General features: G+C 68.3%; 22 protein-coding genes. 16 read left to right on the top strand and 6 right to left on the bottom strand.

Annotated features, from left to right (window positions below; translation table 11 throughout):
• The first annotated feature begins 21 nt into the window (after positions 1-21).
• Entirely contained in the window at positions 22-1,536 is a 1,515-nt protein-coding gene (locus ACZ5QD_RS10150) for an APC family permease (RefSeq protein WP_260868598.1), read from the top strand.
• Between the two features lie 99 nt (positions 1,537-1,635).
• Entirely contained in the window at positions 1,636-3,123 is a 1,488-nt protein-coding gene (gene ahcY, locus ACZ5QD_RS10145) for an adenosylhomocysteinase (protein ID WP_006895565.1), read from the top strand.
• 107 nt (positions 3,124-3,230) lie between these two features.
• Here the strand turns inward: ahcY and ACZ5QD_RS10140 are convergent, their stop codons facing one another.
• On the bottom strand, positions 3,231-3,863 hold the full coding sequence (locus tag ACZ5QD_RS10140) for a dTMP kinase (RefSeq protein ID WP_375003770.1): 633 nt from the start codon (positions 3,861-3,863) through the stop codon (positions 3,231-3,233).
• 111 nt (positions 3,864-3,974) lie between these two features.
• On the opposite strand from ACZ5QD_RS10140, the gene mtrA reads away from it, so the two are divergent.
• From mtrA to secA, 6 genes are all read left to right on the top strand, one after another.
• Complete coding sequence (gene mtrA, locus ACZ5QD_RS10135; protein WP_006895563.1) at positions 3,975-4,661, top strand: MtrAB system response regulator MtrA; 687 nt, start codon at positions 3,975-3,977, stop codon at positions 4,659-4,661.
• Positions 4,658-6,280 (top strand): MtrAB system histidine kinase MtrB, encoded by a 1,623-nt coding sequence (gene mtrB / locus ACZ5QD_RS10130; RefSeq protein WP_006895562.1) that lies wholly within the window; start codon positions 4,658-4,660, stop codon positions 6,278-6,280. The genes mtrA and mtrB overlap by 4 nt, the downstream gene beginning before the upstream one ends.
• Entirely contained in the window at positions 6,277-7,998 is a 1,722-nt protein-coding gene (locus ACZ5QD_RS10125) for an LpqB family beta-propeller domain-containing protein (RefSeq protein WP_045537187.1), read from the top strand. Before mtrB ends, ACZ5QD_RS10125 begins: the two co-directional genes overlap by 4 nt.
• A 62-nt stretch (positions 7,999-8,060) precedes the next feature.
• Complete coding sequence (locus ACZ5QD_RS10120; protein ID WP_006895560.1) at positions 8,061-8,765, top strand: ComF family protein; 705 nt, start codon at positions 8,061-8,063, stop codon at positions 8,763-8,765.
• Between the two features lie 255 nt (positions 8,766-9,020).
• The gene (gene hpf / locus ACZ5QD_RS10115) at positions 9,021-9,746 is read left to right on the top strand and encodes a ribosome hibernation-promoting factor, HPF/YfiA family (protein WP_006895559.1); all 726 of its coding nucleotides are present in this window, start codon (positions 9,021-9,023) and stop codon (positions 9,744-9,746) included.
• A 241-nt stretch (positions 9,747-9,987) separates the two neighbouring features.
• On the top strand, positions 9,988-12,759 hold the full coding sequence (secA, locus tag ACZ5QD_RS10110; protein WP_006895558.1) for a preprotein translocase subunit SecA: 2,772 nt from the start codon (positions 9,988-9,990) through the stop codon (positions 12,757-12,759).
• 3 nt (positions 12,760-12,762) lie between these two features.
• Here secA and ACZ5QD_RS10105 read toward each other — a convergent pair whose 3' ends face one another.
• The gene (locus ACZ5QD_RS10105; protein ID WP_006895557.1) at positions 12,763-13,839 is read right to left on the bottom strand and encodes a 2,3-butanediol dehydrogenase; all 1,077 of its coding nucleotides are present in this window, start codon (positions 13,837-13,839) and stop codon (positions 12,763-12,765) included.
• A gap of 182 nt (positions 13,840-14,021) precedes the next feature.
• Here ACZ5QD_RS10105 and ACZ5QD_RS10100 point away from each other — a divergent pair, with 182 nt between their 5' ends.
• The 7 genes from ACZ5QD_RS10100 to ACZ5QD_RS10070 all read left to right on the top strand — a co-directional run bounded on the left by ACZ5QD_RS10100 (position 14,022) and on the right by ACZ5QD_RS10070 (position 21,077).
• Complete coding sequence (locus ACZ5QD_RS10100; protein WP_260868579.1) at positions 14,022-14,471, top strand: Rv3235 family protein; 450 nt, start codon at positions 14,022-14,024, stop codon at positions 14,469-14,471.
• 69 nt (positions 14,472-14,540) lie between these two features.
• Positions 14,541-16,001 carry a wax ester/triacylglycerol synthase family O-acyltransferase gene (locus ACZ5QD_RS10095; RefSeq protein ID WP_006895555.1) on the top strand — a complete coding sequence of 487 codons (1,461 nt, stop codon included), beginning with the start codon at positions 14,541-14,543 and terminating at the stop codon, positions 15,999-16,001.
• 45 nt (positions 16,002-16,046) lie between these two features.
• Entirely contained in the window at positions 16,047-16,544 is a 498-nt protein-coding gene (locus tag ACZ5QD_RS10090) for a DUF6912 family protein (protein ID WP_006895554.1), read from the top strand.
• Positions 16,545-16,648: 104 nt separating this feature from the next.
• Complete coding sequence (locus ACZ5QD_RS10085; protein ID WP_039867081.1) at positions 16,649-17,242, top strand: mycothiol transferase; 594 nt, start codon at positions 16,649-16,651, stop codon at positions 17,240-17,242.
• A 115-nt stretch (positions 17,243-17,357) separates the two neighbouring features.
• Entirely contained in the window at positions 17,358-18,473 is a 1,116-nt protein-coding gene (locus tag ACZ5QD_RS10080) for a ferredoxin reductase (protein WP_006895552.1), read from the top strand.
• A 103-nt stretch (positions 18,474-18,576) separates the two neighbouring features.
• Positions 18,577-19,848 (top strand): fatty acid desaturase family protein, encoded by a 1,272-nt coding sequence (locus ACZ5QD_RS10075; RefSeq protein ID WP_006895551.1) that lies wholly within the window; start codon positions 18,577-18,579, stop codon positions 19,846-19,848.
• A gap of 8 nt (positions 19,849-19,856) precedes the next feature.
• Entirely contained in the window at positions 19,857-21,077 is a 1,221-nt protein-coding gene (locus tag ACZ5QD_RS10070; RefSeq protein ID WP_006895550.1) for a fatty acid desaturase family protein, read from the top strand.
• A gap of 27 nt (positions 21,078-21,104) precedes the next feature.
• On the opposite strand, the gene rsgA is transcribed toward ACZ5QD_RS10070, so the two are convergent.
• Genes rsgA through ACZ5QD_RS10055 form a run of 3 tightly spaced genes read right to left on the bottom strand, consistent with a single transcriptional unit; the run spans position 21,105 to position 23,848 of the window.
• A complete protein-coding gene (gene rsgA / locus ACZ5QD_RS10065) occupies positions 21,105-22,163 on the bottom strand; it encodes a ribosome small subunit-dependent GTPase A (protein ID WP_006895549.1) in 1,059 nt (352 codons plus the stop codon).
• The gene (gene aroA / locus ACZ5QD_RS10060; protein WP_045537965.1) at positions 22,160-23,443 is read right to left on the bottom strand and encodes a 3-phosphoshikimate 1-carboxyvinyltransferase; all 1,284 of its coding nucleotides are present in this window, start codon (positions 23,441-23,443) and stop codon (positions 22,160-22,162) included. The genes rsgA and aroA overlap by 4 nt, the downstream gene beginning before the upstream one ends.
• 21 nt (positions 23,444-23,464) lie before the next feature.
• The gene (locus ACZ5QD_RS10055) at positions 23,465-23,848 is read right to left on the bottom strand and encodes a VOC family protein (RefSeq protein WP_006895547.1); all 384 of its coding nucleotides are present in this window, start codon (positions 23,846-23,848) and stop codon (positions 23,465-23,467) included.
• 35 nt (positions 23,849-23,883) lie between these two features.
• Here ACZ5QD_RS10055 and ACZ5QD_RS10050 point away from each other — a divergent pair, with 35 nt between their 5' ends.
• Complete coding sequence (locus tag ACZ5QD_RS10050; protein WP_006895546.1) at positions 23,884-24,354, top strand: NUDIX hydrolase; 471 nt, start codon at positions 23,884-23,886, stop codon at positions 24,352-24,354.
• On the opposite strand, the gene ACZ5QD_RS10045 is transcribed toward ACZ5QD_RS10050, so the two are convergent.
• Positions 24,299-25,420 (bottom strand): hypothetical protein, encoded by a 1,122-nt coding sequence (locus ACZ5QD_RS10045; RefSeq protein WP_006895545.1) that lies wholly within the window; start codon positions 25,418-25,420, stop codon positions 24,299-24,301. The two genes, ACZ5QD_RS10050 and ACZ5QD_RS10045, sit on opposite strands and share 56 nt — an antisense overlap.
• Positions 25,421-25,422 lie beyond the last annotated feature (2 nt).

The raw sequence follows: 25,422 nt of genomic DNA, 5'->3' as shown, positions 1-25,422 counted from the left end.
GTGAAATCGGTCGAGCAATCGATGGCCGACACCGACGAGCCCGAAACCAAGCTCCGGAAGGACCTGACGGCCTGGGACCTGACAGTCTTCGGCGTCGCCGTGGTCGTCGGCGCCGGCATCTTCACCCTCACCGCGCGGACGGCCGGCAACGTCGCGGGCCCCTCGGTGTCTCTGGCCTTCGTCCTCGCCGCGATCGCCTGCGGTCTGGCAGCTCTCTGCTACGCGGAGTTCGCCTCCACGGTCCCGGTGGCGGGATCGGCCTACACGTTCTCCTATGCGACCTTCGGTGAATTCGTCGCCTGGATCATCGGTTGGGACCTCATCCTGGAATTCGCGCTCGCCGCCTCCGTCGTGGCGAAGGGCTGGTCGTCGTACCTCGGCAACGTGATCGGCGCGGGCAACAACGTCTTCGTCATCGGCGGGCACACCTACGACTGGGGTGCGGCGGTGCTGATCGCGGTGCTCATCACCCTGCTGGTGCTCGGTACCAAGCTGTCGTCCCGGGTCTCGGTGATCATCACCGCGATCAAGGTGGCCGTGGTGCTGCTCGTGATCATCGTGGGCGCCTTCTACATCACCGGCAAGAACTACTCGCCGTACGTGCCGCCGGCCAAGCCGGGCGAGTCGACCGGGACGGGAATCCATCAGACGCTCTTCTCGTGGGCCACCGGTGCCACCGGCAGCCAGTACGGCTGGTACGGACTGCTCGCCGCCGCGTCGCTCGTGTTCTTCGCGTTCATCGGCTTCGACGTCGTCGCGACCACCGCGGAGGAGACCAAGGACCCGCAGAAGTCGCTGCCGCGCGGCATCCTGGGATCGCTGGCCATCGTCACGATCCTCTACGTCGGCGTTTCGCTGGTGCTCACCGGAATGGTTCCGTACACCGACCTCGCGGATAAGAAGCTGCCGAACGGGACGGTGGAATCGTCGACGCTCGCCACGGCCTTCGAGGCGCACGGCATCACCTGGGCGCAGTGGGCGATCAACATCGGTGCGCTGGCGGGTCTGACGACAGTCGTGATGGTGATGCTCCTCGGACAGACCCGAGTCGGTTTCGCCATGGCCCGCGACGGACTGCTCCCGCGCGGACTGGCCAAGACCGGCAGCCGCGGCACGCCGGTGCGCATCACCCTGATCGTCGGCGTGGTCTCCGGCGCGCTCGCCTTCTTCTTCCCGATGGGCACGCTCGAAGAGATGGTCAACATCGGTACCCTGTTCGCGTTCGTCCTGGTGTGCGTCGGTGTCGTGGTGCTGCGTCGCACCCGGCCGGATCTCAAGCGCGGCTTCTCCGTGCCGTTCGTACCGCTGGTGCCGATCCTGGCGGTCATCGCCTGCTTCTGGCTGATGATCAACCTGTCGATCGAGACCTGGCTGCGATTCCTGGTCTGGATGATGATCGGCATCGTCGTATACCTGACCTACGGTGCAAAGCACTCCGTGCTCGGTATGCGTGAGCGCAAAGAACTGCCCTCCTACGACACCGTCACCCCTGATTCGGCCGACCGGCCGGACGGTGGTCCGACCGGCAGTGCGTGAGCGCGATAGCGTAGAAGGACCTAGGGCACTGGTACCGGCCGCCGAATCGGCGGCCGGTACCGTCGTTCACGATCAAAGATGTCAATCGAGAGGGACCAGATGACCGCGCCTTCCAGCGCTCTGACCACCGAAACCCGCAACGGCGTCGAGTTCAGGGTCGCCGACCTCTCCGAGGCCGAGTACGGCCGCAAGGAGATCCGCCTCGCCGAGCACGAGATGCCGGGTCTGATGGAGTTGCGCCGCGAATACGCCGACGTCAAGCCCCTCAAGGGCGCTCGCATCTCGGGGTCGCTGCACATGACCGTGCAGACCGCAGTCCTGATCGAGACGCTCGTCGATCTGGGCGCCGAGGTCCGCTGGGCCTCGTGCAACATCTTCTCCACCCAGGACCACGCGGCCGCGGCCGTCGTCGTCGGCCCGTACGGAACCGTCGAGGAGCCCAAGGGCGTGCCGGTCTTCGCCTGGAAGGGCGAGACCCTGGAGGAGTACTGGTGGGCGGCCGAGCAGATGCTGACCTGGCCGGACGTCGACGGCGAGCCGCGGCGCGCCAACATGATCCTCGACGACGGCGGCGACGCGACCATGCTGGTCCTGCGTGGCGCGGAGTTCGAGAAGGCCGGCGTCGTTCCGCCCGCCGACGACAATCACCCCGCCGAGTACAAGGTGTTCCTGGAACTGCTGCGCCGCTCGCTGGCCGCAGACCCGGGCAAGTGGACGGCGATCGCCGAGTCGGTGCAGGGCGTCACCGAGGAGACCACCACCGGTGTGCTCCGTCTGTACCAGTTCGCCGCCGCCGGTGAACTCGACTTCCCGGCGATCAACGTCAACGACTCGGTCACCAAGAGCAAGTTCGACAACAAGTACGGCACCCGCCACTCGCTGATCGACGGCATCAACCGCGGCACCGACGTCCTCATCGGCGGCAAGAAGGTGCTGATCTGCGGCTACGGCGACGTCGGCAAGGGCTGCGCGGAGTCGCTGGCGGGGCAGGGCGCCCGTGTCCAGGTCACCGAGATCGACCCGATCAACGCACTGCAGGCGATGATGGACGGCTACGACGTCGTCACCGTCGATGAGGCGATCGGCAACGCGGACATCGTCGTCACGGCCACCGGCAACCTGGGCATCATCACCTTCGAGCACATGAAGAAGATGAAGAATCAGGCGGTGCTGGGCAACATCGGTCACTTCGACAACGAGATCGACATGGCCGGACTCGAGTCCGCCGAGGGAATGACGCGGATCAACATCAAGCCGCAGGTGGACCAGTGGGTGTTCCCCGACGGCCACAGCATCATCGTGCTGTCCGAAGGGCGACTGCTGAACCTGGGCAACGCCACCGGCCACCCGTCGTTCGTGATGAGCAACAGCTTCGCCAACCAGGTGATCGCTCAGATCGAGCTGTGGACCAAGGGCGACGAGTACGACAACGAGGTGTACCGCCTGCCCAAGCATCTCGACGAGAAGGTCGCGCGCATCCACGTCGAAGCGCTCGGCGGCAGCCTGACCAAGCTCACCAAGGAGCAGGCCGAGTACATCGGCGTCGACGTCGAGGGCCCCTACAAGCCCGAGCACTACCGCTACTGACGCACCGAACCGGCTGGATGCACCGCACCGCCGCCGGTCGGGGAGCCGAGCTCTCCCGACCGGCGGCGGTCGTTCGTTGCGGCCGGCTCCCTGCGGCCGGCTCCGGACTACCCGAGCTGTGCGAGAACGGCGTCGACGGCCGCGTCGCCGTCGGCCCACGACCAGGTCGACATCCACTGTGCTTGCACGAGTTCGCCGTAGACGCGGTAGACGGCGTGTTGCAGGTCGGCGTCGCGCTCGTAGGTGTCCACGGGTCGGTCGGCCTCGGTCTCCGCGCGACCGCTGGCGCGGTCCATCGCGACTTCCGGCGGCACTCCGAGGAGCAACTGGTGGTCGGGAACCGGGAGTTGAAACCGTCGGAACTCCAGGTCGGCGACCCAGTCGACGACCTCGGACGCGGCGCCCGCGCCCAGGCGCGCAGCGCTGTAGGCCGCATTCGACGCGGTGTAGCGGTCGCAGATGACGAGGTCGTTCCCGGCGAGGGCGTCGTGCAGTTGACGCCGTGCCGCGGCCCGGTCGAGGGCGAAGAGCAGGGCCATCGCGTAGACGCTGTCCCGGAGATCACCGTGCCGTCCGTGCAGCGCCTCCGAGGCGAGGTCCGCGGTGATCGATTCGCCGTAGCGGGGGAACGCGAGCGTCCGGACCGACGCGCCACGGTCGATCGCAGCGGCTTCGAGGCGTCCGACGATGGTGCGTTTGCCCGCACCGTCGAGACCTTCGACAGCAACCAGAATGCCCACGCGGACAGTCTAGGCAGTCGCCTGCGTCACGTGGATGCGGCGCGCCGCACGCCGTCCGGACCTGCGCGGCAAGGCGTGTCGCACCGCGCTATCCGCGGCAGAAGTGACACCATGGCAGGCATGAAGCCACGCATCCTGGTCGTTGACGATGACGCCGCTCTCGCCGAGATGCTCACGATCGTTCTGAAGAACGAAGGCTTCGAGCCGTTCGTCGTCGGAGACGGGACGCAGGCGCTGACCGCGGTGCGCGAGGTTCGACCCGACCTCGTCCTGCTCGACCTGATGCTGCCGGGAATGAACGGCATCGATGTCTGTCGGGTGCTCCGCGCCGACTCCGGTGTGCCGATCGTGATGCTGACCGCCAAATCCGACACCGTCGACGTGGTGCTCGGCCTGGAATCCGGTGCCGACGACTACATGGTGAAGCCGTTCAAGCCGAAGGAACTCGTCGCGCGCATCCGAGCCCGGCTGCGGCGCACCGAGGACGATCCGGCCGAACTCCTGGCGATCGGTCCGGTGGAGATCGACGTCCCGGCGCACAAGGTCACCCGCGACGGGGTGCCGATCTCGCTGACTCCGCTGGAGTTCGACCTTCTGGTGGCGCTGGCGCGCAAGCCCCGTCAGGTGTTCACCCGTGACGTCCTCCTCGAACAGGTGTGGGGCTACCGGCATCCCGCCGACACTCGTCTGGTGAACGTCCACGTCCAGCGGCTGCGCGCCAAGGTCGAGATCGATCCGGAGAACCCGGAGATCGTGCTCACCGTGAGAGGGGTCGGTTACAAGGCCGGTCCGCCGTGATCGGTGGCCGCCGGATTCACCGGGGGCCGATCGAACGCCTCATCACAGCGGTCCGGCGCGCCGCGGCGACCGTCGGACGGGTGGCCGGACAGATCTGGCGCCGCTCGGTTCAGACGCGAGTCATCGTCTCGACGCTGGTTCTGTCCTTCGTGGTCTTGCTGATTCTCGGTTTCGTCCTGATCAGTCAGATCACCGGGCGCCTGTTGGACGCCAAGGAGGAAGTCGCCACCGACGAGATCGCGCGGATGCGCGCGGTGGTGGAACGGGTGCTGAGCAGCGGGGAATCGAACACCGCTGTGCAGAATCGGCTGGCCCGAGCGCGATCGTTGCTCACCGACCAGGACACCGAGTCGCCGCAGACGTCGTCGGTCGCCGGCTCGTTCGACTCCGTGCTCGTGGTTCCCGGCGAGCCGAACGAGCAGGAGATCGCGGTGGGGCCGGTGCGCGACGTGCCGACCGCCCTGCGCAAGATGGTGGCCGGGGGCCAGGTCGCCTTCCAGTACACATCCATCGATCAGGCCGGGGACACCGTCCCCGCGCTGGTGATCGGCTCCCCGGTGGAGAGCCCGATCCAGGGGCTGGAGATCTACCTCGTATTCCCCCTGGGCACCGAGGAGAACACGGTGTCGCTGGTGCGCGGAACGCTGCTGACCGGTGCGGTGGTGCTGCTCGGTCTGCTCGCAGCGATCGCCTGGCTGGTGACCCGACAGGTGATCGCACCGCTGCGGTCGGCGACCCGGATCGCCGTGCGTTTCGCCGACGGCCGTCTCTCCGAGCGGATGCCGGTGCACGGCGAGGACGAGTTCGCGCGGCTGGCGGTCTCGTTCAACGACATGGCCGAGAGCCTCTCCCGTCAGATCAACCACCTCGAGGAGTTCGGCGGGCTGCAGCGGCAGTTCACCTCCGACGTCAGCCACGAGCTGCGAACGCCGCTCACCACGGTCCGGATGGCCGCCGACCTTCTCTACGACAACCGCGAGGGCCTAGACCCGGTGCAGCGCCGTTCGGTGGAACTGCTCGACAAGGAACTGAACCGGTTCGAGACGCTGCTGACCGAGCTCCTGGAGATCTCGCGTCACGACGCGGGGATGGCGGAGCTGGCGGCACAGAAGCTCGACATCGCGGTGCCCATCGACGCGGCCGTCTCCACGGTGGCTCCACTGGCCGCCGAGACGGGCAGCGACCTGATCATCGACATGCCGACGGAGCCGGTGATGGCCGAGATCGATCCGCGCCGGGTGGAGCGGATCCTGCGTAACCTGCTCGCCAACGCCATCGATCACGGCGAGCACAAGCCGGTCACGCTCACCATGCGCTCCGACGGCGACGCGGTGGCGATCACCGTCCGCGACCACGGGATAGGCCTGCGTCCGGGAGAGGAGAAACTCGTCTTCAACAGATTCTGGCGATCGGATCCGTCGCGTGTGCGGCGCTCGGGCGGCACGGGCCTCGGCCTGGCGATCAGCATCGAGGACGCCCGTCTGCACCAGGGCCGACTGGAGGCCTGGGGAGCGCCGGGGGAGGGCTCCTGCTTCCGCCTCACGCTGCCACTGGTTCGTGGCCACAAGCTCCTCGGCAGCCCGCTGCCGTTGAAGCCGATCGGGGAGACGCCCCGATGAGGCGGGTCGCGGTGCTGGTCGCGCTGCTGCTGTCCGCGACGATGGTTCTCACCGGATGCGTCGACATTCCGGACTCCTCGTCTCCGCAGCCCATCCAGGCGTTCGACCGCAAACGGCCGACCAACATCGTGCCCTCGCCCCGACGGGGCGACGACCCGGAGACCGTCGCGCGCAACTTCGTGAAGGCGATGTCCGACCCCACGGCCGGGCATCGGGCGGCGCGCAAGTTCCTGACCGCGGGCGCCAGCCAACGATGGGACGACCAGGGAGACATGACCGTGGTCCGCGACGTCGGCGTCACCGTCGACGAGCGCACCGACGACGCGGTCCGACTCCGGGTCACCGGCGAGAAGACGGGAGTGCTGTCGCCCGGCGGCACGCTCCGGCCCGTCACGGGCGACTGGGTGATGGCGCTGTCGCTGGAGCAGAGCGGCGGGACGTGGCGGATCAGCGGCGACCCGCCCGTGGGATCGGTCACCGACTCGTCGCAGTTCCTCACGGCGTATCGGCAGGCCGACCTGTTCTTCCCCGATCGCACGCTGAGCCGGCTGGTGGCCGACCCGCGCTGGCTGTTCGGTCCCGAACTCGATGCGAGCGTCCTGGTCAACCGGCTGCTGGCGGGTCCGGCGCCCGAACTCGCCGGTGCGGTGAGCCAGGGAGCGGCGCGCGGCAGCGCCGCCGCCGGACCGGTCACCACCAAGGGCGACGTCGTGACGGTTCCGCTCGGCAACGTCGCCGACGGCGACCAGAAGGCGCGAACCACTCTCGCGGCGCAGATCGTCTGGACCCTCGATTACGCCGGGTTCTCGGGCACGTACCGGATCACCGCCGACGGCGCTCCGCTGGTTCCCGGCCGCGACGAGGGCTGGCACACCGCCGATGTCAGCACCTTCGAACCCGAGCCGGAGAAGCGCGCCGTCGACCCGGTGCACCTGGTGCGCGACGGGGGCCTGGCCAGGCTCACCGGGAACCGGGCGGTACCCGTCGACGGCGCACTCGGCGCCGCCCACGACCTCCAGTCGGCGGCCATCTCCGCGGATATGAGCCGAAGTGCCGCCGTCGCCGACCGCGGCGGTCGCCGGGTGCTGCTGGTGGGGCCGTACGGCGGCGATGCCGTGGAGGTGGCCGCGGGCGCCTCGGTGACGACGCCGTCCTTCGGGCCGGATCCCGCCACCGGATACGCGGTGGTCGACGGCCGTCCGATCCATTGGATGTCGGACGGCGACGGCACGCGGATCGAGTCCATCGACACCGCGGAGGTCCGTGCGGTGGCGCCGGGGCCGATCACCGGTCTGCAGGTCTCACCGGACGGCGTGCGCGTGGCCCTGGTGGTCGGCGGCCGGCTCCTGCTCGCCGTGCTGTCCGTGAACGATGTCGGCGTGCCGGCACTGACCGGCGTCTACCTGCTCGCGCCGGAGGTGGCGGGCACCGGCATCGGTATCGCCTGGTCGTCGTCGAAGACGATGTACTTCGCGGTGAACGGCGGCGACAGCCCGGTGTGGAAGACGTCGATCGTCGGCACGCAGCCGGTCGCGATGGTCAGCGGCAACCTCAAGCCGCCGCTGGTGGACGTCGCGGCATCGTCGACCACGGTGTACGTCTCGGACAATCGCGGTATCCAGCAGATCGGCACCGGCCAGATCCGGCCGGATCAGTACTGGACCGCGCTGGGCCCCGATGCCGGACCGGGAACGAGGCCGGTGATCCCCGGCGGCTGACCGGCGGTCGCTGTGGAACAACCGGGTGACAGTCCGGCATCGCAGGAGGACGATGCTCGGGCATGGCGGGTGATCGGGCACGCTCCCGAGCCGTGTTGGCGGCCTTGGCGGACCTCGCGGTGCCGCGGGAGTGCGGAGGGTGCGGGCGCCCGGGAACGCCGTGGTGCGACGCTTGCCGGGCTCGACTCGACGATGTGCCGCGGCAGCTGTCTCCGCGTGTGGATCCGGGTGTGCCTGTATGGGCGATGGCCCGGTACGGCGGACCGATGGCGTCAGCCGTCGTGAACCTCAAGGAGCATCGCCGACGCGATCTCGCGCCCGTTCTGGGCCGCGTTCTGGCCGACGGGATCCTCTCGCTCGCACAGTGGGGTGACTTGCCCGCCTCCGATCGACTCGCACTCGTCCCCGCACCCACGCGGGCGTGGGCGGCCCGGAGCAGGGGAGGCGACACCGTGACCGCGCTCGCCCGCGAGGCCGCGGACGTCCTCGGCGGCCGCGTCCGAGTGGTGCCGGCGCTGGTGACCGCGGCCTGGACGCGAGACTCGGCGGGGCTGGGGGCCGGGGCGCGCGGCGCGAACCTCGCGGGAGCGGTGCGATTGCGCCGCCCACTGCCGTCTGCGCTGGTCGGCGCCGGTGCCGGGCCCGCCGTACCGGTGGTGGTGGTCGACGACGTCCTCACCACCGGCGCGACCGTCGCGCAAGCGGTGAGACGCCTTCGGCGTTCCGGTGCCGCTGTGACCGGAGCGGTGGTTCTGGCGGGTGCATGATCGGCAAAACGTGGCCGGAACCGAAGTTTGCGGATACCTTCGGAAGTGGCAGTGATGAACATCGAGTGCCGGGAGGTGAGGAAGCCTTTTCCACCGCGCCGATGTGTTCACGAGCGCGGTAGATCCTCCGCTTCAGCTCAGCGGGTCACTGCCCATCGCGCCAAACCGCTACCTGAATGTGGTTGCGCGACTAGCGAATTGGTACCCCGATCCGGTCTCGATTCCGGACGGGAGCAACCTGAGGAGGATGTCGATATGACGGTCGTTCACCGCAAGGGACAGCGCGAGTCGAAAGCCGCACCCGCTGAACGCGTCGACCTCAAAGCCGCTTTCGAGCTGCCGTCCACCGTCGACACGTCGGACGCGGGCGAGTTGAAGGCGGAGCTCGTCATGAGTGGCCGGAACGTGGAGATACCGGATCACTTCCGGGTCTACATGAGCAGCAAGCTCTCCCGGCTCGAGCACTTCGACCCCACGATCTTCCGCTTCGAAGTGGTCCTGTACCACGAACCGAATCCACGGCAGTCCAAGAGCGCCGAGATCGTCGAGATCACCGGCCGTGGCCGCGGTCCGGTGATCCGCGCACAGGCCGCCGGCGAGAACTTCTACGCCGCCAGTGAGCTGGCCTTCGACAAGCTGCACAAGCGGCTGCGCCGCGCCAAGAGCCGGAAGCGGATCCGCAAGGACGGGATGCACCGTCCCACCTCGCTCGCCGAGGCGGCGGCCGACGCGCCGCACCTGCTTCCCGAGACGCCTGCGCCGTCCCCGGATCCGTTCGAGGACAGTGTCGAGGACCACTCGCCCGGTCAGGTGGTGCGCGTGAAGGATCACCCGTCGTCGCCGATGTCGGTGGACGAGGCGCTCTACGAGATGGAACTCGTCGGTCACGACTTCTACCTGTTCCATGACTGCGAGACCGACAAGCCGTCGGTGGTCTATCGCCGTCACGCATTCGACTACGGACTCATCAGGCTCGCCTGAGGTCTCGTCCCAGCAGCGGTGGCCGTCGCCCTGACCGGGTGGCGGCCACCGTCGCGTTCACCCACGCGTCGCCGAGCGCGTCAACAATCGTTGACGTCATGTGCGATGCAGTGCCGGTCGGACATGCCTGCATACGGCGTCGTCGACGACGGACCCGTACCATGGACCGAGGTCTGTCCGCCACGTCGACGGTTCGGCGGGGCGCGACGGTGAATCGAAACGTGAACCCAGAGGATTGCCGGTGCTCAACAAGCTGCTCAGACTGGGCGAAGGCCGCATGGTCAAGCGCCTGGACGCTATCGCGACGAGCGTCGAGGCGCTCTCCGACGAGATGGAAGCGCTCTCAGACGACGAACTGCGGGGCAAGACCGTCGAGTTCCGCGAGCGGCTCGAGGGCGATGAGACACTCGACGATCTGCTGCTCGAGGCCTTCGCGGTGGCTCGTGAGGCCGCGTGGCGCGTCCTCGACCAGAAGCACTTCCACGTGCAGATCATGGGTGGCGCGGCGCTGCACTTCGGCAACATCGCGGAGATGAAGACCGGTGAGGGCAAGACGCTGACCTGTGTTCTCCCGGCGTACCTGAACGCGCTGAACGGCAAGGGCGTGCACGTCGTCACCGTGAACGACTACCTCGCCAAGCGCGACGCGGAGTGGATGGGCCGCGTGCATCGCTTCCTCGGTCTCGAGACCGCGGTGATCCTGACCGGCATGTCGCCCGATCAGCGTCGTGAGGCGTACGCGGCCGACATCACCTACGGCACCAACAACGAGTTCGGCTTCGACTACCTGCGCGACAACATGGCGCATTCACTCGAAGACCTGGTGCAGCGGGAACACGCCTACGCCATCGTCGACGAGGTCGACTCGATTCTCATCGACGAGGCCCGCACCCCGCTGATCATCTCGGGCCCGGCCGACTCGTCGAGCAAGTGGTACGCCGAGTTCGCGCGCATCGCGCCGCTGCTGGAGAAGGACGTCCACTACGAGGTCGACATCAAGAAGAAGACCGTCGGCGTCCACGAGGCCGGTGTCTCCTTCGTCGAGGACCGGCTCGGCATCGACAACCTCTACGAGCCGGAGAACTCTCAGCTCGTCGGCTACTTGAACAACGCGATCAAGGTCAAGGAGCTCTTCCACAAGGACAAGGACTACATCGTCCGCAAGGGCGAGGTGATGATCGTCGACGAGTTCACCGGGCGTGTGCTCGACGGCCGGCGCTTCAACGAGGGCCTGCACCAGGCGATCGAGGCCAAGGAAGGCGTCGAGATCAAGGCCGAGAACCAGACTCTCGCCACGATCACCCTCCAGAACTACTTCCGCCTGTACAAGAAGCTCGCAGGCATGACCGGTACGGCCGAGACCGAGGCCGCCGAGTTCCAGCAGATCTACAAGCTGGGCGTGGTGCCGATCCCGACCAACCGTCCGCTGATCCGCAAGGACCAGACCGACCTGATCTACAAGACCGAAGAGGCCAAGTTCTACGCGGTGGTCGACGACATCGCCGAGCGCAACGCCAAGGGCCAGCCGGTCCTGATCGGTACCACGAGCGTCGAGCGCTCGGAGTACCTGTCGCGGCTGCTGACCGAGCGGGAGATCAAGCACACCGTCCTCAACGCGAAGTACCACGAGCAGGAGGCACAGATCGTCGCCGAGGCCGGTCGGCTCGGGGCGGTCACGGTGGCCACCAACATGGCCGGCCGAGGCACCGACGTCGTATTGGGCGGCAACCCGGACGTCATCGCCGACACCCGGCTGCGCAAGGCGGGACTCGACCCCGTCAACACTCCCGAGGAGTACGAGGCGGCGTGGGACGAGGCGATCGAGATCGCCCGCACCGAGGCCGCCAAGGAGGCCGACGACGTCCGTGAGGTGGGCGGACTCTACGTCCTCGGCACCGAGCGTCACGAATCGCGCCGCATCGACAATCAGCTGCGTGGCCGGTCCGGCCGCCAGGGCGACCCCGGAGAGTCCCGGTTCTACCTCTCCCTGGGCGACGAACTGATGCGGCGGTTCAACGGCGCCGCGCTCGAGACCATCATGGCCCGCCTCAACCTGCCCGACGACGTCCCGATCGACGCCAAGATGGTCACCCGCGCCATCCGCAGTGCGCAGACGCAGGTGGAGGAGCAGAACTTCGAGATCCGCAAGAACGTCCTCAAGTACGACGAGGTGATGAACGAGCAGCGCAAGGTCATCTACGGCGAGCGCCGCGAGATCCTCGAGGGCGAGGATCATCGGGATCAGGTGCGCGAGATGGTGCGCGACGTGGTCGGTGCCTACGTCGACGGTGCCACGGAGGTCGGATACGCCGAGGACTGGGACCTCGAGACGCTGTGGGAGGCGTTGTCGAAGCTGTACCCGATCGCGCTCGATCCCAAGCGGGTCGTCGGCGAGAACGAGTACGGCGAACGCGACGACATCTCCCGCGAGCAACTGCGCGAGGTGCTGGTCGACGACGCGCTCGCCGCCTACGACCGCCGCGAGAAGGAACTGGCGGAGATCGCCGGCGACGGCGCGATGCGTCAACTGGAACGGTCGATCCTGCTCACGGTCATGGACCGCAAGTGGCGCGATCATCTCTACGAGATGGATTACCTCCGCGAGGGGATCCACCTGCGGTCGGTCGCTCAGCGCGACCCGGTGGTGGAGTACCAGCGCGAGGGCTACGACATGTTCCAGGGCATGTTGGAGGGCATGAAGGAAGAGGCCGTCACCTACATCTTCAACGCACAGGTGGAGACGCAGGCCCCGGCTCCGGCGCTGGGCACGTCGGTCAGCGACATGCTGGCCGGAGCGGCCTTCGGCGGCGACGAGGCCGCCGACGGCGCCGAACCGGCGATGACCTACAGCGGGCCGTCGGAGACCGGCGACGCGGAGGTGCTCTCCGAGGTCGAGGAGCACGCCTCGGGAACTCCGTCGGAGGTGCTCGGCAGCCGTCGCGAACGGCGCGCCGCCGCCCGTTCGGGCGCCAAGCCGTCGAACAAGCCTCCGAAGTCGCGCAAGAAGCGCTGACGGTCACACTCCCGCGCCGGACGGCGAGACCAGGATCTTCACGGCGGTCTCGTTGCGGTGCAGCAGGGTGTCGTAGCCTTCGGTGACCAGATCGGCGAGGTCGATCTTGCCCGTGATGAACGGGGCGAGATCGATCTCGCCGCTCTCCACCAGCGCGATCGTCTCGGGATGAGAGTTCACGTAGGCGATGGTGCCGCGCAGGTCGATCTCCTTCAGCACCAGCTTCTGCATGTCCAGTCCGGCAGGGCTGCCCCAGATCGACACCACCACGACGACCCCGGTCGGCTTCACGGCATCGAGCAGGGTGTCGAACGCGGGCTGAACCGACGTGCATTCGAAACCGACGTCCGCGCCGCGTCCGGAGGTGAGCTCCGATACCCGAGCGACCACGTCCTGCGCCGCGGGATCCAGCACGTGATCGGCGACTCCGGTGTCCGCGGCCTTGGCTCGGCGCAGCGGGCTCGGCTCGCTGATGATCACCGAGATGCCTCGCGCCCGGCAGATGGCCGCGGTGAGCAGGCCGATCGGTCCGGCGCCGGTGATGAGCGCGATCGCACCCGACTGCGCGCCGCTGCGCTGTACGGCGTGGAAACCGACCGCCAGCGGCTCGATCAGCGCGGCCTGGTCGAGCGGTACCGATGCGTCGATCCGATGCACCCACCTCCGTTTCACCGCGATCTTCTCTGCGAGTCCGCCACCGCAGCCGCCCAGTCCGATGAAGTTCATGTCTCGCGACAGGTGGTAGTCGTGGCTGTGCGGACCGGTATCGACGTCGTCGGCGAGGATGTAGGGCTCCACGACCACGTGATCGCCGACCGCCAGATCGGTCACGCCGTCGCCCACCTCCGAGACGACGCCCGACATCTCGTGTCCGATCGTGACCGGAGCGCTCTCGCCGCTGATCGGCTGCGGATGTCCGGCCGGCGGGATGAAGATCGGGCCGTCGGCGTACTCGTGCAGGTCGGTGCCGCAGATGCCGCACCAGGCGATGTCGATGCCGACCATGCCGGGCCCGACCTCCGGCGGGTCGATCTCTTCGATGCGGACGTCTCCGCGGTCGTAGTAACGTGCGGCTCTCATCGGTGCTCCTTCTGAGCGTCGGAACGGGAAGTGTGGACTGTGATGTGAATCACCCGCCCAGAAACGAGCGTGCGCCCACCGCCGGCGGGGCGCAACGGTTGCAGGGGGTTGCAGCGGACGGGGGTCGGCCGTGCTCTCGGCGCGTCGCGGAACCGAACCCGCCCCGGGTGCGTCCGATAGATATGACGGTGAACACACTCGGGGGTAATGGGATCGTCGACCGGCCGGCGCCGCCGGTTCGGAACGGCGCTGAGCGGACGGATGCGGACCGTGCCGGTGCAGCGCGGTCGGCGACGGTGTACGCGTTGCAGCAGATGCTGGAGGTGCTCGACGGTCGCCGACCGGTGGACCATCTGCTGCGCACGGTCTCGGCCGAGGTGCAATCGCAGGTGGGCTCACTGCTCCAGCATCGGGCCGGGCCGTCGGGGAGTGCTGAGACGGCGCGGCTGCTGCGAGTCCACCTGCAGATCGGTGGACCGCGCCAGGCCGCCTACTTCGGCACCTTCGTGCGGGGACGCCGAGTGCGTGCGGTGGCCGGCCGCATCGAGATCCGGTCGGTGCCGTTGCCGTCGCGGGGCGGACCGCGCCGGATCGCGGAACGCTGGGTGATCGTCGAGTTCGCGATCGTCTGAGGCCGTGGTGTGAGGCCGCGCCGGCGATGATTCCGCGGACGCCCGCGATCGGCATAAACTCGACGCATCATGGTGAATCGGCTGTCGCCGGACGAGGCGATGTTCTACTTCCTGGACGGGGCGGGGACGACCGCCCACCTCGGAGCGCTGTTGATCCTCGACCCGAGCAAGCTTCGGAAGGACGACGCGACCGGGATCGACTACCACTCGCTCGTCTCGCTGGTGGAGAACCGACTTCAGGCGGCACCCCGGTACCGCCAGGTGATCACCGAGGTGACGCTCGGGCTGGCGCGTCCGGTGTGGGTGGACGACCGTGAGTTCGACATCAACTACCACATCAGATTGTCCGCGCTGCCGCAGCCGGGTGACTCCGAACAACTGCAGGAGTTGGTCTCGCGGCTCATGTCGCGCCCACTCGACCGGACCCGGCCGCTGTGGGAGATGTACCTGATCGAGGGACTCAGCCGCGGCCGGTCGGTGATCCTGACCAAGACGCACCGCTGTCTGCTGGGCGGCACCGGCAACCCGGAATTGAGCGAGGTGATCTGCGACGACGTCGCGGACGCCGCCCCGATGGCGGAGGATCTGTGGATGCCGCGGCGGCCGCCCGGTGCGGCCTCGCTGACCGTCGGAGCGCTTGCCGAGGCGATGGCCCGGCCCGGTGAGATGGTCGACACCCTGCTGCGCGGCAACGGCCCGGTCGCCGATCTCTGGTCGGTGGCCGACAAATCGGTCCGTCTGGTCGGCGACGCCGTCTCTCAGATGGTCAACTCCGCCCCCGACAGCCCGCTGAACGCGGTCACCACGTCGTCGCGGCTGTTCGCCTTCTCGTCGGTGTCCCGCCGCGATCTCGAGGCGGTGGCGAACCGTTTCGAGTGCTCGTTCAACGACGTGGTGCTGGCCATCATCACCGGCGTGCTGCGCCGGTGGTCGCTGTCGATCAAGGACACCGTCGGCCACGGCGAGACGATGCGGGCCACCATGCCGCTCGCGGCTCGCGATCCGGACACCGTCGAAGGAGAGCCGAGCGGCTCGTGGATCGTGGTCGGCGGGACGGAGTTCGTCACCGACCTGCCGGTGGGGGAGGACGCACCCGCCGTCCGGCTGATGCAGGTGGCCGGTCTCGCGAATCGCTACTCCCAGTCCACACGGCGGATGTCGCAGGGGCTGCGCCCCCTGCTTCCGGAGTTCGGGCTGGTGCCCTTCGCCGACCGGTCCACGCGGGCGTTCGCGGGCCTGTTCCAGCGGTCGTACAACGTGCCGATCTCGATGAGCGCCAAGCGGATCGGCCGCAAGTTCGTCGGCGGGATCCCCATTACCGGAATCTTCACCATTCCGACGCTCGCCGCGCAGAGAGCTCTGGGCATCAGTGTCAACGAGTACGCGAACCAGGTGCAGTTCGCCTTCATCGCCGACCGGGCCGTGGTGGTCGACCTCCCCGCCATGGCCGAATACGTCACCGAGTCGCTGGACGAACTGCTTGCGAGCGGGCAGTCGTACGACGGTTCCCCGGACCCCGGCAACCGGTGACGACCGGGCCCGCCGATCCTCCCGACCCCGATCGAAAGGCATCTCATGCGCGTCTATCTGCCGGCCACCCTGGCGATGATCGAACGGCTGGTGGCCGAACCCGGCCGGGCCTTCGAACCGGTCGGAGGCACCGGTTTCGCGCTGACACCGGCGCTGCGCGAGGCGTATGTGGCCGGTGACGACGAGGAACTGTCGGAGGTGGCGCTCCGGGAGGCCGCCCGGGCGTCGCTGCGACTGCTGGCCGTCGACGACTCGGAGCTTCCGGTGCGTCGGGTGGTGGTGGTCGCGGACGCCGAAGCGACGCCGCGTCCGGATCTCGACGACGCGGTGGTCAGGGTCGCCGGAACGATCCCGCACGGCGACATCGTCGCCGTCCACGTCGACGGTTCAGACGCCGAGAACGCAGTGCGGGCGGCGGTCGAGGTGATCGACCGCGCCGACCTCGGCGATGAGGACGGCGAGCTGGCGGTCGGAGACGTGGAGGACCACGACCTCGGCTGGTACGCCACGCAGGAACTGCCGTTCCTCCTGGAACTTCTCTGAAGTCCCCGAAGACTTCTCCAGAGAACTTTTCAGTACCGGACGAGAACTGTCCGGAATGCTTGTGAGTCTGAATGGGCGAGGAACACCGACCCCAGGAGGACACCATGTACGCACCGGCCCGAGACGACGAACTCACCGGCCTCATCAACTACGCCGATCAACAGCTCGGAGCGCTGCGGGCCGCGGCGTTCGGACTCACGGAGGCTCAGGCCCGACAGACGCCGTGTCGCAGCGTGCTCTCGATCGGCGGACTCATCAAACACATCGAACGCGGTCTACGCGGGGCCGCAGCGCAGTTGAACGGCACCGCCGGCGAACTGGTGCTCGACGAGGCGGCGTTGGCCGAGTACATGGGGAGCTTCGCGCTCACCGACGACGAGACTGCGGCCGGGATCATCGAGCGGTTCGACGCCGCGCGCGCCGAGTTCCTCGAAGCGATGCGGAGCAGCGATCCCGACGGGGAGGCGATGGCGCCGCCCGCGCCGTGGGCGGGTGTCTACGAGTCGCGGCCGATGAAGAATCGGTACTACATGTGCCACCAGGTGGAGGAGTACGCCCGGCATGCCGGGCACGCCGACATCATCCGCGAGCAGATCGACGGAATGTCGGTGGCCGCGCTGGAGATGACGCTGGCCGGTGCGCCGGCCAATCAGTTCTTCACGCCGTACACACCGGCCCCGGGGACGCTGCTGGCCTGATCCGCGACGCGACTGACGTGCGCTCCATTCGCCCTCGGCGCCCCGAAACGCTAACCTACGGAATCGTAAGTTAGGTGTTCCGGGGCGGCCCGGAACCGGGCGGAGGAGGCGCGCGATGGCGTGGCGTGAACGATTCGAGGCACCGGCGGCCGACGTGGCGGCCAGGCACAAGCGTGCCCGGCTGCTTCGAGCGGCCTTCGCTCGCGTGACCACCCCGCTGTTGCCGGACGACTACCTGCACCTGGCCAATCCGCTGTGGTCGGCGAGGGAATTGCGCGGCAAGGTGGTCTCGGTGACCGAGGAGACCGCGGACAGCGCGACCATCGTCATCCGGCCGGGCTGGGGCTTCTCGTTCGACTACCACCCGGGCCAGTACATCGGCATCGGCGTCCTGGTCGACGGACGCTGGACGTGGCGTTCCTACTCACTGACCTCCGAGCCGGAGTCGTCGCGCGCGCAGCGGACGGTATCGATCACGGTGAAGGCGATGCCGGAGGGATTCCTCTCGTCGCATCTGGTGAAGGGGCTGGCACCCGGCACCGTGGTGCGCCTGGCGGCGCCCGCCGGTGAATTCGTCCTGCCCGACCCGCTGCCGGAGAAGATCCTGTTCGCGACCGCGGGCAGCGGTCTGACGCCCATCATCTCGATGCTGCGCACGATGCGCCGACGCGCTCAGCGCGCCGACGTCCGGCTGATCCACTCGGTTCCCACGGAGGACGATCTGCTCTTCGGCGACGAACTCCGGCGGATGGCCGACGAGGGCCTGATCGACCTGCACCTGCAGTTCACCCGCACCGACGGCAAGGTGACGCCGGCGCAGCTGCGAGCGCTGTGTCCGGATTGGGCCGAGCGCGCCACCTGGGCCTGTGGTCCGGGCGGGTTCCTGGACATGCTCAGCGAACAGTTCGACGAAGCGGGTATTCAGGAGAATCTGCACATCGAGCGGTTCGCGCTGGAACGCGGTGCTCACGGTGCCGAGGGCGGCGTCGTCACGTTCGGCACGCCGGATCGGCAGATCGAGGTCGACGGTGCCACGACGCTTCTCGAGGCCGGCGAACAGGCGGGCGTGCTGATGCCCTTCGGCTGCCGCATGGGGATCTGCCAGAGCTGCGTCGTGATGCTCGACAAGGGGTGCGTGCGTGATCTGCGGACGGGCGTGGAGCACGTGGAGGGTGAGCGCATCCAGACCTGCGTGAGCGCCGCGGCGGGAGACTGCACGCTCGACGTGTGAATCGGTGCCTATGACGTGGACCACGTCGTCGCGGGGTGGACAGCCTACGGAACCGTAACCTACGCTTACGTAAGTTACGAAGTCGTAGGCAACGAGGAGTGGCATGGCGATCTCCGACATCCCCGAATACGCCCATCTGACCGACGCGGACGTCGAAGAACTGGGTGCGAAGCTCGACCAGATCCGCGCGGACATCGAAGCCGATCGCGGTGAACGCGACGCGCGGTACATCCGCAACACGATCGCATTCCAGCGGACGCTCGAGGCCGCCGGTCGCGCGCTGACCTTCGGTGCGCGCAATCGGGCTCTGTGGTGGGCCGGGGCGTCGGCTCTCGGAGTCGCGAAGATTGTCGAGAACATGGAGCTCGGGCACAACGTGATGCACGGGCAGTGGGATTGGATGAACGATCCCGAGGTGCATTCCACTTCGTGGGAATGGGACAACACCGGACCCAGTGCTCACTGGAAGCACACGCACAACTTCATCCATCACAAGTACACCAACGTGCTCGGCATGGACGACGATGTGGGCTACGGCCTGCTCCGCGTGACGCGCGACCAGCGCTGGCGGCCGTTCAACCTCGGCAACATCGCCTACAACACGGTCCTGGCGCTCGCTTTCCAGTACGGTGTCGCCGCGCAACATCTCGAGTTGGGACGCAAGCGCCGGACGCAGGAGGAGAAGGACCAGTTCCGGAAGGACCTGCGCGACGTGGGCGTCAAGATCGGGCGCCAGGCGGGTAAGGACTACGTGGTGTACCCGGCGCTCGTCGGGGCCGTCACCCGCTCGCGCTCCGGGGCCCGCAAGGCCTTCACCGCGAATGTGATGGCCAACGTGATCCGCAATGTGTGGTCGAACGCGGTCATCTTCTGCGGGCACTTCCCGGACGGTGCGGAGAAGTTCACCAAGCAGGACGTCGACAGCGAGACTCGCGGTGAGTGGTACCTGCGCCAGATGCTCGGAAGCGCCAACTTCCGGTCGGGCCCGGTCCTGGCCTTCATGAGCGGGAACCTCTCGTACCAGATCGAGCACCACATCTTCCCCGATCTGCCCAGCAATCGGCTCGCGGAGATCGCGGTGCGGGTGCAGGCGCTGTGCGCGGAGTACGACCTGCCGTACACGACGGGTTCGTTCCCCGTGCAGTACGCGAAGTCGTGGCGCACCATCGCCAAGCTGTCGTTGCCGAACAAGTACCTCTCGGGCACGGTGGACGACGCTCCGGAGACCGCCTCGGAGAGGCGGTTCAAGGAGTCCGAACAGGTGCGTCTGGTGTCGACGGTCGATCCCGCGACCGGACGTCGCCGGGGCCTCAAGACTGCGATCGTGAGCCTGAATGAGCGCCGGAGGAGCCGCCGCGCACCCGCGCGGGCATAATGTGATCGATGGCGATTTCAGATATCAATGAGTACGCGCACCTGACGGACGCCGATGTCGAGGCACTGGGTGCGGAACTCGATATGCTGCGCCGCGAGATCGAGTCGAGTCTGGGCGAGCAGGACCGCCGCTACCTGCGGCGGACCATCTACGCCCAGCGCGGACTCGAGGTCCTGGGCCGGCTCGCACTGCTCGGCAGCCACCGCCGGTCGCTGTGGCTGCTCGGCACCGGCGCACTGTCGGTCGCCAAGATCATCGAGAACATGGAACTCGGCCACAATGTGATGCACGGCCAGTGGGACTGGATGAACGATCCCGAGGTGCACTCCACGACGTGGGAGTGGGACATGGTCTGCGCCTCACCTCACTGGAAGCACTCCCACAACTACATCCATCACAAGTACACCAACGTGATCGGCATGGATCACGATGTGGGTTACAAGATCCTCCGGGTGACGCGCGACGAGCCGTGGGAACCCCGCCGCGCGTTCCAGCCGCTGTTCAATCTCATGCTCGCCGCCACCTTCGAGTGGGGCATCGGCCTGCACGACCTCGACCTCAAAGAGGTCATCGCCGGCCGCAAACCGATGGAGCAGGCGCGTCCGGAGATCGAATTGTTCGCGCGCAAGATCGTCCGGCAGATCGGCAAGGACTACGTCCTGTTCCCGGCGCTGTCGGGCCCCAACTTCACGCGCACGCTGACAGCGAATCTGACGGCCAACCTCATCCGGAATCTCTGGGCCTACGTGGTCATCTTCTGCGGGCACTTCCCCGACGGTGCGGAGAAGTTCACCGTCGAGACACTCGAGGACGAGACGTCCGGCCAGTGGTACCTGCGCCAGATGCTGGGGACGGCCAACTTCGAGGCCGGGCCCGCGCTGGCCTTCCTCAGCGGCAACCTCTGCTACCAGATCGAGCATCATCTGTACCCCGATCTGCCGAGCAACCGGATGGCCGAGATCTCGGTGCGGGTGCGCGAATTGTGCGAGAAGTACGACCTGCCGTACAACACCGGTTCGCTCACCATGCAGTACCTCCGTACGCTGCGGACCATCAACAAACTCGCGCTGCCGGACCGCTTCCTCATCGCGACCAGCGACGACGCGCCCGAGACCGCCTCTGAGCGCCGGTTCGACGGACTGCCGAAGCTCGGCGGCGGGCTCAAGACCGCGCTGGCGCAAGTGCGCGCCAGGCGACGGAGCCGCCGGCGCACCGAACGGCGCCGCTGATGCCGCACGGCTGGCCGCCGTCCGCGGTCAGCCCTCCGGCTGCTGAACCGGTGTCTCGTCCGCAGCGGTGGACGTCGCGGACCTGAGCAGTTCCCGCACGGCCATCGCCCGCCGATGGGAGCTGCCGGTGAGTGCGTCGAGCGCACATTCGGGATCGGCCGGCGGGCCGAGGTGGGTGCAGCCGCGCGGGCAGTCGTCGATCGCGTCGCGCAGATCGTCGAAGGCGTCGACGATCTGATCCGGCGTCACGTGCGCGAGGCCGAACGAGCGGATGCCCGGGGTGTCGACCACCCAGCCGCGCGGCGGCGCCCCGGGGGATTCTCCGGGCAGCGGCAGTGCCACCGATTGTGTCGACGTGTGGCGGCCCTTGCCGACGCCGGACACTTCGCCGGTGGCCCGGTCCGCATCGGGGACGAGCCGGTTGACGAGAGTCGACTTGCCGACGCCGGAGTGTCCGATGAGGGCGGTGAGGTGACCGTCGAGGGTGTCCCACAGGGGACCGAGGTCGTCGTCGCGACCCGCCGTCACCACCGGCAGTTCGAGGTCGGCGAAGTGTGCGGCGAACTCCTCTGGCTCGGCGAGATCTGACTTGGTCAGACACAGGATCGGCGACAGTCCGCCGGCGTACGCCGCGGCCAGGGCGCGTTCGACGAAACCGGTCCGGGGCGGCGGGTCGGCCAGCGCGGTGACGATCAGCAATCGGTCGGCGTTGGCGACCACGATCCGCTCGTACGGATCGTTGTCGTCCGCGGTGCGGCGGAGCACCGTGCTGCGGTCGTCGACCCGGACGATGCGGGCGAGCGTGTCGGGGCGGCCGGAGAGGTCGCCGACGACACCCACGCGGTCGCCGACCACGATCGGCGTCCGGCCGAGTTCGCGGGCGCGCATGGTGACGAGCGGGCGGGAGGGATCGCCGTCCAGAACGCAACCCCAGCGGCCGCGATCCACCGAGACCACCATGGCCGTCTCGGCGTCGTCGTGCGCCGGACGGTTCTTGGTGCGCGGCCGACTGCCCTTGCCGGGCCGGATCCGTACGTCGGACTCGTCGTAGGTGCGGCCGCGAACCGTTCCCGCCCGGGTGCTCACGATGCGGTCCCCGCCATCGCCTCCCACATCTTCACGAAATCGGGCAGGGTCTTCGCGGTGGTCTCGACGTTCTCGACGGTGAGACCGTCGACGCGGAGGCCGATGAGGGCGCCCGCCGTGGCCATGCGGTGGTCGGCGTAACTGTGCCAGAGTGCGGGTTCCAGGTCGGCTGCCTCGCGCCCGGTGATGACGAGGCCGTCGTCAGTCTCCCGGCACTGCCCGCCGATGCGGTTGATCTCGGTGCTCAACGCGGAGAGCCGATCGGTCTCGTGGCCTCGGAGGTGGGCGATGCCGCGCAGTACGGAGGTGCCGTCGGCGAGCGCGCACAGGGCGGCGACCGTCGGAGTCAACTCGCCCACCTCGTGCAGATCCACCTCGATCGCCCTCGGGCGGCCGTTGCCGCGGACCGTGAGGAGGCCGTCGGGCGCGTGGACGACCGAAGCGCCCATCCGTTCCAGAATGCCGACGATCGCGGACCCCGGCTGGGTGGTGGTGGCGGGCCAGCGCGGCACGCTGACCCGCCCGCCGGTGGCCGGTGCGGCCGCGAGGAAGGCGGCAGCGTTCGACAGGTCCGGCTCCACTGTCCAGTCGACGGCTGTGACGGCCGTCGGCGCCACCTGCCAGCGGGTGGCCGTCGCATCGAACTCCACTCGGACGCCGGCCTTTTCGAGCATTTCCACGGTCATGTCGATGTGCGGCATGGACGGCACCGGTGCCCCGGAGTGGGTGATCGAGATGCCGGATTCGAAACGGGCGGCCGACAGCAGAAGACCGGAGACGAACTGGGACGAGGCCGATGCGTCGATGGTGACCGGTCCGCCCGGCACCCCGCCCCGGCCGTGAACGGTGAACGGCAGCCCGTCGCCGTCGATCTCGGCGCCGAGCGCACGGAGCGCGTCGAGGACGGTGCCGAGCGGTCGGCTGCGCGCCTGTTCGTCGCCGTCGAAGGTCACGTCGCCGGTCGCGAGCGCCGCCACCGCGGGCAGGAAACGCATCACGGTCCCGGCCAGGCCGCAGTCGATGGAGCCGGCATGCAGGGGACGCGGAGTGATGTCGACGGTGGTCGGGTCGTCCGGGTGGCAGTCGACGCCGACCCCGATGGCGGCGAGTCCATCGAGCATGAGGTCGGTGTCGCGGGATCGGAGGGTGCCGGTGATGCGGGACGGGCCGGTGGCGAGCGCGGCCAGGATGAGCGCGCGATTGGTGATGGACTTGGAGCCGGGGAGGTCGACCACGGAGTCGACGGGGCGGTCAAGGAAGGGCGCGACCCAATTGCTCATGGGTTTCAGTCTCTCACGTCGTCAACCGCGCACGTCCCGGCGCAGCGGATGGTCCGCGGGGATCTCGACCACGATCAGGCGGCGCCCATCGGGATCGGCCACGGTCATCTCGATCAGGCCCCACGGTTTGGTCTCCGGTTCGGCGACGATCGGGACCTGTTCGGCGGCGAGGGCCTCCCGGGTGGCGGCGATGTCGCGGACTTGCAGCCACAGCACGTCACCGGTCTCGCCGGCGGCGGTGGCGGCCATGTGCGCGGGAATCTCGATCAGACCCGTGCCCGCGTGGAAGACGGTGCCGCCCGGGTACTCGCGGGCCACCGCCAGTCGCAGTCGGTCGCGGTAGAAGGCGGTCAGCGCCTCGGGGTCGGGTGAGATCAGCAGGGTCCGGCTCGAAAGGATCTCCATGGCTCCACCGTAGTCGTGGGGCCTACCCTGGTCGCATGCCCAAGGCCCAGTTCAGCGCCGGAATCCTGCTCTACCGCCGTCGGCCGGCGGGATTCGAGGTGCTGCTGGTGCATCCGGGCGGCCCGTTCTTCGCACGCAGGGACGACGGTGCGTGGTCGATCCCGAAGGGGCTGATCGACGAGGGCGAGGAGCCGCTCGCGGCCGCCCGCCGCGAGTTCGCCGAAGAGACCGGTCGGCCTGCGCCCGACGGCCCGGCAATCGACCTCGGCGAGGTCCGACTGCGCAGCGGCAAACGCGTCGTCGGCTTCGCACTCGAGGGCGATCTCGACGCCGGCGCCATCGTGAGCAACACCTTCGAGACGGTGTGGCCGCCCAAGTCGGGCCGGGTGCAGGAGTTCCCCGAGATCGACCGTGGGGAGTGGTTCGGGGCTGACGCGGCGCGGATCAAGCTCAACGCCGCCCAGGCGGTGTTCGTGGAGCGGTTGGCCGAGGCGCTGAGCGTATGACGTCCGCGGCGCCGGTGACGTCGATCCCTCCGTCGGTGAGACCCGGCAGCCACGGGAGCCGAATCGGTGCGCGGATCTGGCGTCCGGTCCGCAGGTCGTACTCGCCGTAGGCGGGTTCGTCTCGCCCGGATACCACGAGCACCTTGGCTCCGCTCACGAACATCCTGGTCGTCGAGTGGGCGCCGGGGAGTTGCCAGACCTTGTCCGGCGCCGCGGGTTCTCCGGACACCGGTGACCGGTACACCCCGTTGTCCGAGCCGATGAGGTACACATCGTGGTCGAGACGGGTGAAGGCCTGAACATGGCCGCGCAACGGATGATCCGGCCCGGCCAATTCGCGAGACACCGTTCGCCCGGTTTCGGGATCGATGGACATCAGTAGCGGGCCGGTGTCGTCGTCGATCGGTTTCAGCAGCGTGATGAGGTCGCGACCGTTCGGGGCGCAGACCGCCGGCAGTCGGGTGAAGACATCCGCAGGCAGGTCGACCGCGACGCTCGCGCCAGGTTCGCCGAGGCGCCGGAGCTGGACGCGTGACGAGGGGCGTCCGGTCTCGGTGGTGGCCGCGTACCAGCCGTGTTCACAGTGCGCGACCATGGCGAGCCGGCCCGGGATCTCGGATCCGAACGGCTTGCGGTGGGGATCGACGAGCACGTACCGGGTGGTGTCGAAGGTGTTCCACATGACGGCGTGCCCGGTGTCGGGGTCGGTTGCGGAGCCGACGATGCGTCGGCGGCCTCCGGGGCCGGTCACGGTCTTCTCCCCGGGCCGCAGCACCACGGCACCGCTTCCGGCGATGCCGAAGATCCCGTCGCCGAGCCGCGCCACGGTCGAGTCGTACTCGCTGCCGCCGGTGATCCGGCCGACCTCGTCGCCTTTCGCGTCGAACGCGACGATCACGTTCGCGGCCGAGGTCGGGTTCGGCAGAACCACCTGACCGACGGAGATCGCCGCGATCGCGGTCGGCGGGAGTTCGCCCATGTCGGGCGGTGCCGCGGTGCACGAGGCTACGCCCGAGACCGTCGCGATCGCGACCGAGGCGAACAGGGACCGTCGTCGAAGGCGCATGC

This window comes from Gordonia sp. J1A (assembly GCF_055393515.1).
This window is presented reverse-complemented; position numbering and strand designations above follow the sequence as displayed.